The organism is Chryseobacterium takakiae (assembly GCF_900129385.1).
Classification (GTDB): domain Bacteria; phylum Bacteroidota; class Bacteroidia; order Flavobacteriales; family Weeksellaceae; genus Chryseobacterium; species Chryseobacterium takakiae.
Window position 1 is genome coordinate 40,275 of the sequence record NZ_FQVO01000004.1, and the last position, 15,598, is coordinate 55,872.

At 36.3% G+C, this 15,598-nt stretch carries 14 protein-coding genes; 1 reads left to right on the plus strand and 13 read right to left on the minus strand.

All coding sequences use genetic code 11. From position 1 onward, the window contains the following. Positions 1-31: 31 nt before the first annotated feature. The 12 genes from BUA76_RS06830 to BUA76_RS06885 all read right to left on the minus strand — a co-directional run bounded on the left by BUA76_RS06830 (position 32) and on the right by BUA76_RS06885 (position 7,477). Positions 32-646, minus strand: coding sequence for a deoxynucleoside kinase (locus BUA76_RS06830; protein ID WP_072884054.1), 615 nt, complete (start codon positions 644-646; stop codon positions 32-34). A 32-nt stretch (positions 647-678) separates the two neighbouring features. Beyond that, complete coding sequence (locus BUA76_RS06835; protein WP_072884055.1) at positions 679-1,656, minus strand: hypothetical protein; 978 nt, start codon at positions 1,654-1,656, stop codon at positions 679-681. Between the two features lie 112 nt (positions 1,657-1,768). Next, a complete protein-coding gene (locus tag BUA76_RS06840; RefSeq protein WP_072884056.1) occupies positions 1,769-2,794 on the minus strand; it encodes a glutaminyl-peptide cyclotransferase in 1,026 nt (341 codons plus the stop codon). A gap of 16 nt (positions 2,795-2,810) precedes the next feature. Next, the gene (locus BUA76_RS06845) at positions 2,811-3,833 is read right to left on the minus strand and encodes a glutaminyl-peptide cyclotransferase (RefSeq protein WP_072884057.1); all 1,023 of its coding nucleotides are present in this window, start codon (positions 3,831-3,833) and stop codon (positions 2,811-2,813) included. 96 nt (positions 3,834-3,929) lie between these two features. After that, on the minus strand, positions 3,930-4,355 hold the full coding sequence (locus BUA76_RS06850) for an SRPBCC family protein (protein ID WP_072884058.1): 426 nt from the start codon (positions 4,353-4,355) through the stop codon (positions 3,930-3,932). 109 nt (positions 4,356-4,464) lie between these two features. Beyond that, entirely contained in the window at positions 4,465-5,136 is a 672-nt protein-coding gene (locus tag BUA76_RS06855) for a DUF2490 domain-containing protein (RefSeq protein WP_072884059.1), read from the minus strand. A 150-nt stretch (positions 5,137-5,286) separates the two neighbouring features. Beyond that, a complete protein-coding gene (locus BUA76_RS06860) occupies positions 5,287-5,736 on the minus strand; it encodes a VOC family protein (RefSeq protein WP_072884060.1) in 450 nt (149 codons plus the stop codon). Between the two features lie 21 nt (positions 5,737-5,757). Further along, positions 5,758-6,129, minus strand: coding sequence for a VOC family protein (locus tag BUA76_RS06865; RefSeq protein ID WP_072884061.1), 372 nt, complete (start codon positions 6,127-6,129; stop codon positions 5,758-5,760). Further along, the gene (locus tag BUA76_RS06870) at positions 6,126-6,329 is read right to left on the minus strand and encodes a hypothetical protein (RefSeq protein ID WP_072884062.1); all 204 of its coding nucleotides are present in this window, start codon (positions 6,327-6,329) and stop codon (positions 6,126-6,128) included. Before BUA76_RS06870 ends, BUA76_RS06865 begins: the two co-directional genes overlap by 4 nt. A gap of 5 nt (positions 6,330-6,334) precedes the next feature. Beyond that, positions 6,335-6,526, minus strand: a complete 192-nt coding sequence (locus BUA76_RS06875) for a hypothetical protein (RefSeq protein ID WP_072884063.1) — start codon at positions 6,524-6,526, stop codon at positions 6,335-6,337. Between the two features lie 4 nt (positions 6,527-6,530). Beyond that, a complete protein-coding gene (locus BUA76_RS06880; RefSeq protein ID WP_072884064.1) occupies positions 6,531-7,001 on the minus strand; it encodes a hypothetical protein in 471 nt (156 codons plus the stop codon). A 20-nt stretch (positions 7,002-7,021) separates the two neighbouring features. Next, on the minus strand, positions 7,022-7,477 hold the full coding sequence (locus BUA76_RS06885; protein ID WP_072884065.1) for a DinB family protein: 456 nt from the start codon (positions 7,475-7,477) through the stop codon (positions 7,022-7,024). A 258-nt stretch (positions 7,478-7,735) separates the two neighbouring features. Between BUA76_RS06885 and BUA76_RS06890 the strand changes: the two genes are divergently transcribed. Beyond that, entirely contained in the window at positions 7,736-9,589 is a 1,854-nt protein-coding gene (locus BUA76_RS06890; protein WP_072884066.1) for a T9SS type A sorting domain-containing protein, read from the plus strand. A gap of 78 nt (positions 9,590-9,667) precedes the next feature. Here BUA76_RS06890 and BUA76_RS06895 read toward each other — a convergent pair whose 3' ends face one another. Then, positions 9,668-15,580, minus strand: a complete 5,913-nt coding sequence (locus tag BUA76_RS06895; protein ID WP_072884067.1) for an alpha-2-macroglobulin family protein — start codon at positions 15,578-15,580, stop codon at positions 9,668-9,670. Between the last annotated feature and the right edge of the window lie 18 nt (positions 15,581-15,598).

A 15,598-nucleotide genomic window follows, 5' to 3' on the forward strand; every position in this document is an offset into this window, starting at 1 on the left:
CAGAACCATGTTATTGATAATAAAATCTTTGCTAAAAAAGCCCATAAAGTTCCGCTTCAATTTTCTCAAGAATAAATCCGAAGTCTTCAGGCTTTTCTACGAAATCAAGATCATCTACTTCAATAATAAGCAGCTTTCCTTCCGTATAATTGGAAATCCATTTTTCGTATTTCTGGTTGAGCTTTGAAAGATATTCTATACTGATTGATGCTTCGTACTCCCTTCCTCTCTTATAAATCTTTTTTACCAGATTAGGTACATCAGATTTTAGGTAAATTAAAAGATCGGGTGCAGAAACAAAAGATTTCATCAGATTAAATAAAGATGAATAATTATTAAAATCCCTATCCGAAAGTAAATTCATATCGTTCAGGTTTTCTGCAAAAATATGGGCATCTTCATAAATCGTACGATCCTGAATGATATTTTTCCCACTTTCCCTTATTTCTTTCACCTGCTGAAAACGACTTCCTAAAAAATAGATCTGCAGCGCAAAACTCCACTTGCTCATGTCCGCATAGAAATCTTCAAGGTATGGATTGTGATCTACATCTTCAAACTGGGCATCCCATCCATAATGTTTAGAAAGCATGGTTGTTAAAGTAGTTTTACCTGCTCCGATATTTCCTGTAACTGCAATATGCATATTTTCTCCTTAATATTTTTGATTTTACCCGATTAATTACCGCCTGATTCCAGCGTTGAGATATCTTCTATCAACTTTTGCAAAGAGCTTTCGGAAGGATTTTTATCTTCAATTTCCTGAGTTTTTTTCTCTAGTTTTTCTTCCGGACTTCCGGATTCTGCCGGTTTTTCTTCAGGCTGTTTTACCTCCTGTTCCGGTTCTTTCTGCTTCTCATCAGGTTCCTTCTGCGGCTCTGCCTTTTTGTTTTTTTCGAGGCTGTAAAGATAAAGTTTGTTGGCCTTGATTTCAAAATAAGAAAGGGTATTTTTATCCACAATCCGCGCTTCGGGATCCTGAAAAATTTTAACCATTTCTTTTTCCTGAATATATTTTAAAATAATGTTATTGGTAATTACTAAAATATTTTCATTTTCCCTTCTGAAACGCTTTCCGTTTTCTACCGGTGCTTCAAAGATTTTTTCAAACTTAAAAGTATAAACCCGAAAAGCCTGTCTTGTTAATATGTAAATCTTATTTTCATACACCAGAAGATCCATAAGATCATCGAAACTTGCATCAAAAGGATAAGAATTAATAATCGTTTCGTTTCTGAAATTATACTGGATAAGTCTTTTGGTACTTTCATCCAACAGCCAGAGCTGCTGAAGGTCTTCTGCATAGGCCATTTTAATAAACCCGAATTTTTGTTTAAAATCCACGCGCTGGATCTCATTCATATTCTGATCAACAAATTTAAGTTCCTGTGCATTTTCAGAGAAAAGCGGTACACTCAGCGGATTTTGTACATTCTGAACTTTGAACGGTACCGTAAGCATCATCTGACCTATCTGTTTTCCCAGCGAATCATATTTGGTGAGACTGAAATCTTTGTTTTTGTAGATATAAAGGTTTCCGTAATCATCGGCAAGCATATCTTTAGCTTCCTTCAGTTTCAGGGTATCCAAAGGAAGAGATTTCTGCGCTGAAAAAGGACAGAAGATGAACACCAATATTACATATAATATTCTCAAATTTTTTTACTGAAGTAGCGCCCCAAAAGGAACGCTACCAATTTACTATTTTATTCTATTATTTTAAATAATTACCTTAAATTTTAACTGTGACGGTTTTTATATCAAATTATTACTTAATTGCCACTTCATAAATTTTCGGCCAGTTTTTACCTGTTACCAGCATATTTTCACCTTTAAAAGCAATTCCGTTCAGTACGTGCTCTTTATCATCTTTTGTATTTTCTTCCGTAATTTTTGTAAAGTCAAGCTTACCTACTGCTTCCCCAGTTTTCGGATTAATTTTAAGAATATAAGGCTGATGCCAGATATTTGAATAAATAAAACCGTTGTGATATTCCAGTTCGTTAAGCTGGGTATGAATATCATTATAACCTCCTACCGCAAGTTCACGGACTACTTTGGAGGGATTGTTAACATCAAGAAAATACAATTTGTTGGAGCCATCTGTAGCAACCAGGTTTTTACCATCAAAAGTAAGTCCCCATCCTTCACCGATTTCGTTGGGCAAAGGAAATTCAGAAAGCTTTTTCAATGTATTTTTATCATAAATAAATCCCAGTTTATTCTGATAGGTAAGCTGATAAATTTTATCACCTGCAATAGCACATCCTTCTGAAAAAATATGTGCAGGCTGCTTTTCTGTGATAATCGGGGTTATGCTTCCTAAAGTATATTTGATAAGTTGTGAAGAGTTTTTAAGGCCGTCACTTTCATAGACCATATTTCCTTCGAGCAGAAATCCTTCCAGAAAATTATTCGGATCATGCGGATATTCTGCTACAATTTCGTAAGAAATATTTTGTTCCCTATTTTTTGAAAAGACATTGATAGTTGCATCCTGATTGAGGGTTTCACCATTTTTTGTTTTGATACTGAATGTTATTTTATTTTCTCCGTATTCAAAGAATTTCGGATCAACAGTCATATTCGAAGTTTCCTTATCTCCGAAACTGATCGTTACAGCATCTGCATTATCCATAACCTCTTCCGGAAGATTAATACGATCACCGAAACGATAGCCTTTTTCTTCCATTGAATGATTGTAATTAGCCAGAACATCAAGCATTTTTTGATCATTCCTGCATGAAGTCAGCACAAACAATAATGAAAGAACGGAAATTAGTCTTTTCTTCAATGTATTCAGATCTTAATTACTTAATTGCCACTTCATAAATTTTCGGCCAGTTTTTACCTGTTACCAGCATATTTTCACCTTTAAAAGCAATTCCGTTCAGTACATCATCACTTCCTTTGGTATTTTGTTTTGCAATATCCGTAAAATCGAATGTTCCTACAACTTCTCCATTCTGAGGATTAATCTTTAAAACAATCGGTTTCTGCCAGACATTGGCGTAGATAAATCCGTTGTGGTATTCCAGCTCGTTCAGCTGATCGTATGCCTGTGCGCTTCCTGCAACGGCGATATATTTTACCAGCTTTGAAGGATTGGCAGGATCAAGGAAATAGAGAAGTTTGCTTCCGTCTGATGCAATAAGGTTCTTACCGTCATAAGTAAGTCCCCAACCTTCACCCAGAACGTTCGGATAAGCAAATTCAGATAATAACTTCAGGGAATTTTTATCGTAAATATATCCTTTTTTACTTTGCCATGTAAGCTGGTATACTTTATCTCCTACAATTGTGCTTCCTTCTGAAAAATCTTCCTGTGGCTGCTTTGTAGAAGCCAGTGGTGTTGTAGTTCCCAGGGTGTATTTTAAAATCTGTGAAGAACCGTTTTGTCCATCACTTTCATAAACGGTGTTTCCTTCAATCTGGAATCCCTGAACGAAATTCTTCGAATCGTGAGGATATTCTGCTACGATTTCATAAGACATTTTTTCTTCGGGATTTTTAGCAAAAACATTAATGGTTGCATCCTGAGTAAGCGTTTCTCCGCTTTTGGTTTTGATATTAAAGGTAACCGGATTATCGCCCAATGTGAAAAATTTCGGATCAATTGTTAAGCTGGATGTTTCTTTATCCCCGAAACTAATGGATATGCTTTCGGCCTCATCGGTAACTTCATTAGGGAGGATAAGTTTTTCTCCGAAGTGATATCCTTTCTGCTCCATGGAATTGTTGTAATCTGCCAGTGCATCCAACACTTTTCGATCATCCTTACAAGCTGACAACAATAAGATTGCCGCAAGACCGGCTATAATATTTTTCTTCATTGATTTCTAAAAATTTTTTCAAAATTAGCAAAATTTATGGCACCCTGCTAATTTAGTTATCAGGTTCACCAAATTGTAATATAATAAAATATAAGATTAACTTTCAAGATACCTTTTCAGGCTTTGTTCTGTGAGTTGTGTCCAACCTTCCTTGAAAGCTTTTTCAGAAAAATTTTCGCCAAGATCATTAAAACCGTCGATATTTTCATGAGTCAGTCGGATCCAAGTGCTTTCGCCTTGGGGTTCAAGTTCCCATGTTACGATTGTTTTCTGATCTGAAAATTCGGGATAAAACCAGGTGTGTTTCAGTTTTTTTTCCGGAATAATCTCCAGAATTTCTGCCTGATGATGGTATTTCTTTTCATCTCCGGGCTCATAAAAATTAAAAACAGCCCCTTCTTCAGGGATAAAATCAGGGATATCAAAATACCATATTTTCATTTCATTTATGTCCGTTAATGCTTTCCAGATCTTTTCTGCAGACGCATTCACTTTCTGTTCTATGATGATCGGATGGCTCATATATTTTGTTTATTGATTTTAATGCAACTTTCCTGACATTTTTATCTTTCTCCATTCTATTCAACATTAAATGTAATGCTTTTTTCAAGAAAAAATGATAAGCTTTAAATTATTTTGTGAAAGGAATATTGTTGTAAAAACCTATTTGAATTTGCCCTCGATTCCTGTTTTCCTGAATCTGGTTCATATATCCGGCTTCAATTCTCATATTTTTATTAATGACATATCCTAATGCTCCGTACACCCTGTTCCTGTCAAAAACCGGACTGTCAAAATGCAGAAAGATTTCGTTGTATGCAGATGCATAAAAGGTTTTCGGGACAAGCTCTTTGTTGTTGATGGGAATATTCAATCCCAAAAAATACCGGAACCTCATCCTGAAGTCATCTTCCAGAAACCGTTGTTCCAGACGATAACGGTGCTGCAGGTAAAATCTTCCGAATTTTTGTTTCGTGATATATTGCTGGAAGATGCGGTGCTCAATATTTTCAGTTTTTTCACCGTTAGCATAAGGCTGACTTAAAATAAATCCGTATCCTAATAAAATATTGTTGTTGTTTTCGGCAAGGTCATACCCAATTCCCGTACGGATCAGAAGCTGTTCCAGGTCTCCGCCTGCATCAAAATTCCGGTACTGAATTTCATTATGCCAATTTAATTTTTTGCTGATTTTATTATTTCCAAAATACATATACCATGCACCGAGATCGCTTTTTTGTGCATGAAATGAAGAAATTCCAAATATAATGAGCCCTGCTGCAAGTGATCTTAAAATTTTCATTCTTTATTGTTTATTACTAAAATCTATTAAAAATTTGAAGTTTAATATTATTTATCAATAATAAGCAAAATAATCAGTTTATGAAATGATTTATATCTGGTTTAATTTAAAATAAAAAAACCGGCTATTGATGCCGGTATTCTTTACTATTTACGGATGCTGCTGTGTTTTGGCAGGATCGTCATAATTGACCATCCAGCTGATTCCGAATTTATCAGTAAACATTCCGAAATACGCTCCCCAGAAAGTATCAGACATCGGCATGGTTACTTTTCCACCCTCAGAAAGTCCGTTGAATAGCTTGTCTGCTTCTTCTTTGGATTCTGCGTTGATGGAAATCGAAAAATTATTTCCTTCTTTGTAATGGGAAGCCCATTCTCCTCCCGTATCGCTTCCCATTAGGATTGTTTCCCGGGAAATCGGAAGGCTGATGTGCATAATTTTATCCTTGTCTTCTTCAGGAGTTTCTTTACCTTCCATTGGAGGCATTTCGCCAAAAGTTCCTACATAGGGAAATTCTCCCCCGAAAACAGATTTATAAAAATCGAAAGCCTGCATGCAGTTTCCGTTGAATGTTAAATAAACATTTACTGTAGCCATAATATTATATCTTTTTAGTTTTTATCTGTGCTGATCAATCAGGATCATATTTCCATCGGGATCCTTGAGGTAAATATGTTCCGGGCCGGAAGTATTTTCGTCGGCTTCTTTCTGCAATTCGACCCCCTGTTCTTTTAAACGTTTCTGGATTTCGCGGACATCATCAAACGTTTCAAGGTTTTGGGCATTCTGATCCCATCCGGGATTGAACGTAAGCATATTTCCATCAAACATCGCCTGAAAAAGACCAATAATGTGATCTCCGTTTTTCAGGATCACATAATTATGCTCCATGTTTCCTCCCATCTGGCTGAATCCTAATTTTTCGTAAAAATCTTTAGACTTCTGAAGATCTTTTACACTTAAACTGATTGAAAAAGCTCCTAATTTCATATGTTGTTTTTATTTAAAGCCAGTCTGTATCCTATCAGAACCAATCCCCAAACGGCAATTCCCAACACCCAGAACCAGATCGGAGTAGGCAGCATGACCATATTGTAAATGGTAAAAATGGTAAAAATAACGCCACAAATGATGGCAGCAGTCGGTTTCCCATTATTGGCAACCTTGGTGGATACAAAACCTGCAAGCAAGGCACCTAAAGCGTAGCCGAGAATAACAATGAATTTCCCATAAACGGCAGGTTTTCAACATAGGATTTGAAGCTTTCCAGGTCATCAGGCCTTAAGCCTGACGGAAAAGGATATAAGCTATGACCGAGTCTTTCCATCAGCCAGACTCCTATTGATCCTAAAATCATCCCCGCTATTACCGCTAAGATTCTTCTCATATGATTATTGATTTTTAATTGCTGTTTTATAATTCAGTGTACCATCATAACTTTTCCAGTCTCCTTTTAGTTCAATATTCTGCGCCTCGATTTTCTCGCTTTTTCTATTCCACCGGAACGTATATACAAATTTTCCTCTGAACATCCCGGAATGTTTTCCTTTGTATTCTTCGGCTAATTCATATTCTCCATACACAGTTCCTTTTTTACCGGAGTCTTTGTATTTTTTTATTTTAAGCTTGCCTTCGAGTTTGGTGTAATTGTTATCCACCTGCGTATACCCTGAGACAAAATATTCCTGATCATTTTTTCTGTCCTGTTCGGAAATTTCGATTTTAAGATTAATCTGTTGGCCTTTGTTGCCGATTGTTCCTGTGTAAACTTTACCATTATTTAGCCAGACGTTGGAGATATCGGGCATTTGTGAGAACAGGACATTGGAAATGAGAACGAGAAATAGTAATAATTTTTTCATGTGTTTTAGTTTAATTTTAATTATACTCCGAATTGCGCCAGATGATGATTCAGGTGCTTGGCAAACATATTGTTCCATTCCTGAGCGTTCAGCTTACCGAATGAGAAGGATTCTTTACCGTCGAAAGCTGTTTCTCCCAGCTGCTGTGTTTTCTGGATAAAACCGATCAGTCTTTTCTTTTCCTCTTCGAAATTTTTCCTGTCGGCAATAATAAACTGAGGAGCTGTAGGGCTGTTTCTGGGATATCCTTTTTCACCTACAACTTTGGATTTCACGAATGTTTTTAAAATAAATTTTGCAATAGATCCCGGCTTTCTGTGTTTTTCCGGTTCGTAGACCATTTCATAAGAAACATTACAATGAGCGAGCATCTGGTCTACCGACATTTTACCCCATAACGGCTGTGTTTCAGGAGTAAGCGTATTGATCCTGTCAATGTAATTCTGTACCACCTTTACATCAAAAATGTTTTCCATAGTTTAATGAATGTTAAAGAACAAATATATCAGTTTTTTTCTGATCAGTTTTCATAAATAACAAAAAGCATCAAAGAATTAATTATCTAAAATAAAACCATGCTGTGGCTTACAATATTGATTTTTTGTTTCAGAATATATACTAGAAAAATTTCATTTAAATTAAATTTTATACCTTAAAATAGATTAATACTTTATTTTTTTCACAAATATTGAATAAAATATTAATTTATTTTCATATTTTCATCCACAAATAATATGTACTATATTATTCAATCATCAAATGTAAACGCCAGGCAGGCTAATAACTATGATATGAAAATCTATACTTTTATAATTTTTACGCTGTTTTCCAGTCAGTTTTTTTCTCAAAACAATTTTGAATATTCAAGAACATGGGGAACTTATTTTGGAGCAAACGGCGGTCAGACCGCAGGTGTATATACAAACAAAGGAATTCTGTTCGACTCTCAAAGGAATATGCATATAAGAGGCAACATATGGAATATTTCCAATTACGGAAATGCATATTTCAATCAGTTTTTGGTAGGAGGTGGAAATTCATATGTAACCCACCCGGGCATACATCTTTTTGAAACCCGAATTACACCTGGGGGAATGCTATCATATTACGGATATTCCGATCATCAGTCTTCAACACTTTTGGAAAAAATCGACAGCCAAGACAACCGATATTATATTTCACACGGTGTTTCTCCTGCTATTCAGGCAACAGCAGGAGTATATCTGAGTAACGACCCACAACCTTCTTCACCTTCCAAAATTATCCTCGCCAAATATTCCCCTTCGGGAACACTTCTCTGGGCAAGTTATCTGCCTTCAACCGAAACGGACATCAATATTGAAATTGACGAGGCCGATAATCTTTATATTTCCGGTACAACCACCTTAAGCACTAATCTGTCTACACCAGGTGTGTTGCAGGAAGATTATGATTTTATACCTACTCCTACCGGGCAGTTTGCTGCAAATGGTTATTTGCTGAAAATCTCTCCGGGCGGACAAAGAATATGGGCAACCTATATGCCTTCCGGCGTGGCAACGGCTATGAAGTATCATAATGGTTCTTTATATATGATTTCCGGATCAAACACCAATCCTGCACTGAATACAATGGCTACTCCGGGAGCATTCCAAGGTTCTCCTTCATCAAACTCTATTACAAAAATGAATGCAGCTAACGGAACAAAGCAATGGGGAACCTATTATGGGCCTGCCTCATCTACAGGGTTGGCTGTTCTTGTAGATCTGGATGTTAATGAAACAGGCGTTTATATTGCCGGCACAGATTATAATTATGACGGCACAAGCTTCTTTGGGACCCCATCAAGCTATAAGCAGTATGTGACCGGAGGTTCGGATATCTTTCTCTCCAAATTTTCTTTGTCCGGAGATCGGGAATGGAGTACTTATTTCGGATCTTCAGCGGAAGATATGAATGAATTCGATAAGGTGATTGCGGTAAACGGAAATGACATCTACATTACTGGAAATACATATGGCATAGGGAATAATATTGCAACGCCCGGAGCTTACCAGGAAACACCCGAAATAAATGCCGCCAATTACTATAACTTTTATTTTGCAAAATTCAATTCTTCAGGCAATCTTGTTTGGAGCTCTTATTATGGAGGCTCTACGATTTTAGCACAAATAGTTGTACCTATTAACGTAGCTTTTAATAATAATACCCTCTATCTGTACGGAAGCACAAATTCACACAACGGTTACAGTATGGAAGGGGCATGGCTGCAGCTGCCTAATCCGGCCAATACCAATGATCTTACCTGCTTTATTGCAAGATTCGACAACAAAAATCTGTCAATATCTGAAAATGAAGTTTTATCAGATCTTGTTTTATTCAACAATCCTAATAATGGTAATTTCACACTCCGCGGAAAAGTTCTTGCAACAACAGATTGCATCATGAAAATTTATGATATGTCCGGAAGAATGATCATCTCAAGAAAATTGAACAATGAAAATTCTCAATACTTTGAAATGCAGAATTTGCTGAGAAAAGGAAATTATATTATTGAAATTTCTGCTCATCAAAAATCATTAAAAACATTTAAGATGACTGTACACTAATGTGTTTATAGATTTAAAATTTAAAACTCCGCATATCTGTTGATTTGCGGAGTTTTTTATGTTATGATTTAAATTAATTTATTCAGAAATACTAACATTGCTTCCTTTCGTATGCGCATTCATCTGCGGGGCATAATAATTCTGGATGGTCGTAATTCCGTTCGAAAATGTTCCGGAAGCATTGGCTACATAATCATATTCAAATACATATTTTCCTTTCGGCATGTATTGAATATAGAAATTGGTGGAAGCATCTTTGGTCGACTGATAGTATCCTAAATTATTTTTCCACTGATACCCGGACAATACGTCAATAGGCTCAAAACCTGCGGCTCTCATGTCTTTGATATGAATAAATTCCATCGCACGGTCTGTATTTAAAATCATTCGTACCGTAACTTTATCTCCTACTTTCAATGGAGTTTCCGGTGTGATTTTCTGTAATTCTTCACCGTTGACCGTTTTGATTTTTCTGTACAGTTCTTTCGTTATGGAAAGATAATTTTCAGAAGATTTTATTTTATCCAGATCTTCATAATACTGCCAGAACAAACCTCCCTGAACAATTCCCGGTCCCGGCTTGGTAACGGTAACCTCAGCAAGATTTTTATTAAGAACATCCGTTTTTATTGCAGATTTCACATAACCTGTCACCTGAGTCTCCGGCTTCAGTTCTTTTCCGCCCCAAATGATGGTTGCTTTATCGCTTTCAGGACTCGTCCATGATTTCCCTGAGTTTAAAATGGTGAAAATGACTTCCGCGGTTCCTCTGGAGCTTCCCCAGGAATTGACTTCCTTCTGTGTGATCAGCCAGATTTTCAAATCTTCTATAAATTTCTGATCGTTAGGTTTTAATCTATTAAATGCTTCCAAAGCTCCGGCATGGTTTACCACTTTTGAGCTGAACCAGCCCCAGTCGTCAAGATTCTGTTTCCAGTAAACGCCCTGATTTTTTGAGTCTGTAGAAGTTTCCTTTAAATAATTCATCAGTTTATCCGAAACCTCTTTCAATCCGAAATCATTCATCAGCAAAGCGGTACGATGCAGTCCGAAGAAGGTGAAATCAGTGATTTTTGCTGTTTTTGCTTTTTGTTTTACGAGTGATTTGATGGTTTCACCTTTTCCTTTTAAAGGATATTGCTTTTCCCAGTAATTCCGGGCATCAAGATACTCCAGCGCCCAGTTGTTCAGGATGTTTTCTTTATTTGATTTGAGTGAAGCTGAGGTATCGTATTTTGCAACTTCTTTATCAACATACTGAACCAGCTTTGTCATCAGTTCATTTTGTCCTGAATTTTGATAATCACTTACATGATCTTTCAGCCATGAATTGATTTTTCCTAAATTTTTCAGGATATACAACGAAGTGGAATATGAACTCGGATATCCCGGATACCAGGAGAATCCGCCGTCAGGATTCTGTAGTTTTTTAAGATCATCCCAATCTTGGTTGATTGAATTTTTCATTGTATTGACATCAAACAACAAGGTCAGTTTAGCCATTTGCTCTTTTTCATTATTGCTTTCCAGAACCCACGGCGTTTCTTCCAGTAACAATTGTTTTAATTCCTGGTTTTTCTCAAGGTTTGAGTTTAATAATCCTTTATTCTGGTATTCTTCAAAAACAGCTTTTATTTTCGGATTGGCCCTGAAAATTTCGGAAGCCAAAACATCGGCAAACCATTTGTTAAATATAACATCGGCAGAATTATTCTGGTCATTTTTAAGGCTTGGAAGCGCAAACATAATTTCCCAGATCGGATTGGTCGTTAATTCCAGCGTATTGGAAACATTGGAAACTGTTGTTGATGTTGTATTTTTCAGATTGTCCAGGATAAATGTTTTGGTTTCACCTTCTTTTACAAAAACCGGAACCGCCTCGGTTACGAGCATTCTGTTTGGGAGAACAGCTACTGCCTTTTGCTCGCCATCGGAAAACTGACCAGCTTTGGCAACCACTTTTAAAATAATCGAAGAAACATTTTTCGGAACCTTTACTTTCCAGGTTAACGCTGAATTTCCATTTTCATTCAGATCAAAATTCTGAGCACTTGACTGTAATCCGAATTGAGAAGAAATATCTTCATTGGTGAAAGCATCCAGGATTTGTAAGCTTGCAGAACCATTCAATTTTTTGTTTGTTAAATTGGATAGTTTTGACTGTAGATTCAGCTCATCACCTTCCCGTAAAAATCTTGGGTAATTTGGGGTTACCGAAAATTCTTTTTGGGTTACTACTTCTTTTTGCAATGTTGCTGCTCTGGCATCTTTTGTGTGCGCAAGGAACATTAACTTCCATTTCGTCAAGGCTTCCGGAGAAGTAAACTCAAAGCTTACATTTCCTTCGGAATCGGTCTTTAAATCAGGATAAAAGAAAGCAGTTTCATTAAGGTTCTGGCGAACAGGAATATTTTCCAAAGGATTGTCATCTTTATCAAGAACTCCCTCATAACCAATATCTGTTAATTCTTTTTTCTCCTGTTCCGTTAATTGTCTGCCTGAATTAAGTATCTCCGTTGTCTTATCATCAACTCTTACACTTACCAGTTTCATCTGTATATTTCCTGCAGAAGGTGGCGGAGGCGGTGGTGTATATGCCGCAGCTTTTACGCCTTCAACATTTACAAGATCTCCGCTCATCCATAATATGCTTTCGTCGAACCAGTTAAAAGCAGGAATATCAACCTGTTTTTCCTGAAAATATTCCTGTCTTTTCTGATAGTATTGCTGCTTAAGATATTTTCTGATGTCATAAGAAGTAACAATAGAAACCGGAGTATATAAACTGTACCAATTGAATGTATGCATCACAAACTGATCCAGAGACATATCGTACATATTGGCCAATACTTCCGCATTGATTTTCTCTTTTTCATTTCCTGATACTTTTACCGACCATTTTTCTTTTGAATTGGGCTGAATTTTATCTCTGAACGTAACGGTTTCAATTCTTAAAGGCTGTTCAGCATTTTTTATTGCGAGATTGACCGATTCCGTCTGAACATCATTAAATGCAACCACCTGGAACTGCAGATTGAGCATCTGTACATTTTTATCTTTCGGAATGTCTGCTGTGTACTCCACGATTCCGTTCCTAAATGGGCGGACTTCCGAAACTGTTTTTCCTGATCCGTCCTGGACAAAAATATTCAGTAAAGCATCAGGCACTGAAGAATAAACGGTAAACGCAGCCTTCTCGCCTCTGGCAAATTCTTTTTTAGGCTGTAAAACCGTAAGGAAGGTTTTCTGATGAAGTTTTAAGGATTTTTTATCCCAGACACTGAAATTCTGAATGGTTTTTATGGTGTCTTTTCCTTCAATATTGTAGAGCTCAAGTTTATAATCTCCGGCTTCCAGTTTTCCAAGATCAAGGGATTCTTCATTCCTTTTTACATCATTAACTATAACAGAAGCTGTTTTCCAGTTTTTCTTTTCATCATTTTTGTCATACAGGTCATGCGGAAATTTGCTGATAAACTCTGCTTTTGAGTATTTCGGCAAATCCTGAACTTCAGATTTGAAATTATTCCTGAAAATCCTGTCTGGTGCCTCCAGCCTTGATAATGTTACCTGATATGACTTTTTAAGGTTCTGTTCATTGTAATTTTTGGTTTCAACTTTCAGCTTTACGTTTTCGTCGGAAAAAATATTGTTAATTTCTTCTGCCTGGATGTAGTGAGAAACTGAAGCTACCTTCAATTGGGTATCCGCAGTCTGCGTTTCTCCGTTGATATCCGTAACGGAAGCATTGATTTCGTAATTATCAATCTGAATTCCTTCTATATTTTCATCTTTTTTAAGATCAAGTTTAATGATAAATTCTCCTTTCTCATTGGTTTTTGCCTCTCCTAAAACCGAATTCTCGTTATCATCATCCTGCGGATACCATGAAAAATACCTCCAGCGGATATTGCGTTTTTTTATTTCATACTGTACCGTTGTATTGCTTAAAGCAACTCCTGAAAACATCATGGCCTTCCCTTTCAGCTCGATGGCTTGTCCGTATTTATATTCGTCTTTTACAGGATCAAAGGTTACTTCAAATTTTGGTCTTTTATATTCTTCAACGCTGAAATCTTTATACCCTTCATTAGTATCAGTCCTTAAATAAAAAACGCCGTTTAATTTGCCTTTAGGGAGCATAAAACTTCCGTGATAGGAACCGAATTCATTGGTCGTAAATGTTTGAGATGAAACTTCCTGACCGTTTGCATCCGTTAATGTGATCTTTTGCTGTAATCCCGCAATAACCGATTCAATTTCTTTGTTACTTTGTGTGTTGATTACTTTAAAATAAACGGTCTGTCCCGGCCTGTAGATTCCTCTGTCCGTAAAAACCTGGGCTTTGCTGCGTTTCGTTTCTTTGTTCTGATCGATATTCTGAACTCTGCCTCCGTACACATCCATCAACTGAAAACTCTTTGTTTTCGGCTGCTGAATAAGGAACGTCCTGTAATACTCCTTATTGGTTGTCGCAGGAAATTTAAAACTTCCTTTATTGTCTGTTTTACCTTCTACTGTATTAAGATTTTTATTAGAAACAAATTCATAAAAAGTAAGATTTTCATTGGTAACAGGTTGCCCGTTTTCGCTGTTCACCAATTTTAATTCGTTTGATAAATGATCTCTGTCTGTCTTTGACTGGTAAATAATTCTGTTGTCCGAAACCAGAAAATAAAAATCTTTTTCAGCATCGGCATCTTTGTCGCTGATACCGTGAACAGTATATTCTGCAAGATAAATTCCGGAAGGTAAAGGTTGTATTTCCAGAGATGTTTTGTGACTCCGGAAATCTTTAGGATCTTCAAGCTGATATGCCTCTTTTCTAGCAAGATTTTTTTTAACACTGCTGAATGTATTGGCATAAGGGTTTTTGGCATACTTTAAAAATGAGGTCAGATCTTCCTTTACTTCATAAATGTTGATGGAAAAAGACCTTACATTTTTATATTCTGCAACTAAATGAATCGGTTTATTGCTTTGGGTCTGTTGTTCATATTTAATATTCAGAAACGGATTTACAATCTGGTTTTCTATATTTTTAATATTCTCGATGAAAGGAGATTTCGGATATTGTTTTTTAGCCTGAGCAGCCATTTCCAGCGCTTCTTTTTCCTTTTTTTCAGAAATCAGCTGATTCATTACATCTTCAATAATAAGGACTTTATAATCAGCTTCCCCCTCTGATTTCAGGAGACCCTGAAGCTGAGCCAGCCGGTCTTTGCACTGATTGAAATTACAGTTTTGCTGCAACTTTTTGTGCATAAAATACAGTTTGGAATTGCCGGTATTCTGTGCAATTAATTCATCATAATTTGCATTAATTTTAATAAGGTTTTCTTCGAGTTCATTTTTGGTGAAAAAATCATTATTGGAAAGAAAATCGATCTTTTTGGCGGAATACCAGTCCCATAATGTAGGGAAATAGGAAATATAATCGCTGTATGAAAAAGCCTTCTCATATTTTTTTAGCGAAATTTTTATCAATTTTTCTTTTTGCAGATCAAGAGTCTGATATTTTTTATTTAAATAATTTTTAAAATCCAGCCTGCTCCAGGTTTCTATCTGTGAAAGATCCTGCGAATTGATATTGGTACGCTCTCTTATCTGCCATGAATGTTCAATGTAATAATCAAGGAAAAAACCATTCAGCAAAACCTCAAATAAGATTTGATCATCACCTTTCAGCTGTTTTTCAACATCCGTAAGTTTTCTGAAGAACTGACTTGCCGTATCGTTTTTTTCATCATCCTGAGTACGGTTGATAATGCTGAATTCTGCCTTTAAAGATTGAATCAGCTGTACGATATTATTATCTCTCATCGCTTGTTTTTGTAGATCTGAAATAATGGGAAGATTCGATTTATAAGCTCCTTTCTGAGAATTTGCAGCTACTTTTTTCCACTGCTCATCATAATATTTCTGAGCAAAGACCGCTGAAAAATTCAGCAGGAGAAGCAAAAGCATAAAAATCTTGGAAAATCTTTTCATATATGTTATTTTTGATAA

What these genes read in the sequence shown, in the direction of transcription:
- BUA76_RS06875 (WP_072884063.1), bottom strand. Translation starts at nt 6,526, where the DNA reads ATGAGAAGAATCTTAGCGGTAATAGCGGGGATGATTTTAGGATCAATA.
- BUA76_RS06860 (WP_072884060.1), bottom strand. Translation starts at nt 5,736, where the DNA reads ATGGCTACAGTAAATGTTTATTTAACATTCAACGGAAACTGCATGCAG.
- BUA76_RS06890 (WP_072884066.1), top strand. Translation starts at nt 7,736, where the DNA reads ATGTACTATATTATTCAATCATCAAATGTAAACGCCAGGCAGGCTAAT.
- BUA76_RS06850 (WP_072884058.1), bottom strand. Translation starts at nt 4,355, where the DNA reads ATGAGCCATCCGATCATCATAGAACAGAAAGTGAATGCGTCTGCAGAA.
- BUA76_RS06895 (WP_072884067.1), bottom strand. Translation starts at nt 15,580, where the DNA reads ATGAAAAGATTTTCCAAGATTTTTATGCTTTTGCTTCTCCTGCTGAAT.
- BUA76_RS06885 (WP_072884065.1), bottom strand. Translation starts at nt 7,477, where the DNA reads ATGGAAAACATTTTTGATGTAAAGGTGGTACAGAATTACATTGACAGG.
- BUA76_RS06880 (WP_072884064.1), bottom strand. Translation starts at nt 7,001, where the DNA reads ATGAAAAAATTATTACTATTTCTCGTTCTCATTTCCAATGTCCTGTTC.
- BUA76_RS06845 (WP_072884057.1), bottom strand. Translation starts at nt 3,833, where the DNA reads ATGAAGAAAAATATTATAGCCGGTCTTGCGGCAATCTTATTGTTGTCA.
- BUA76_RS06865 (WP_072884061.1), bottom strand. Translation starts at nt 6,129, where the DNA reads ATGAAATTAGGAGCTTTTTCAATCAGTTTAAGTGTAAAAGATCTTCAG.
- BUA76_RS06855 (WP_072884059.1), bottom strand. Translation starts at nt 5,136, where the DNA reads ATGAAAATTTTAAGATCACTTGCAGCAGGGCTCATTATATTTGGAATT.
- BUA76_RS06830 (WP_072884054.1), bottom strand. Translation starts at nt 646, where the DNA reads ATGCATATTGCAGTTACAGGAAATATCGGAGCAGGTAAAACTACTTTA.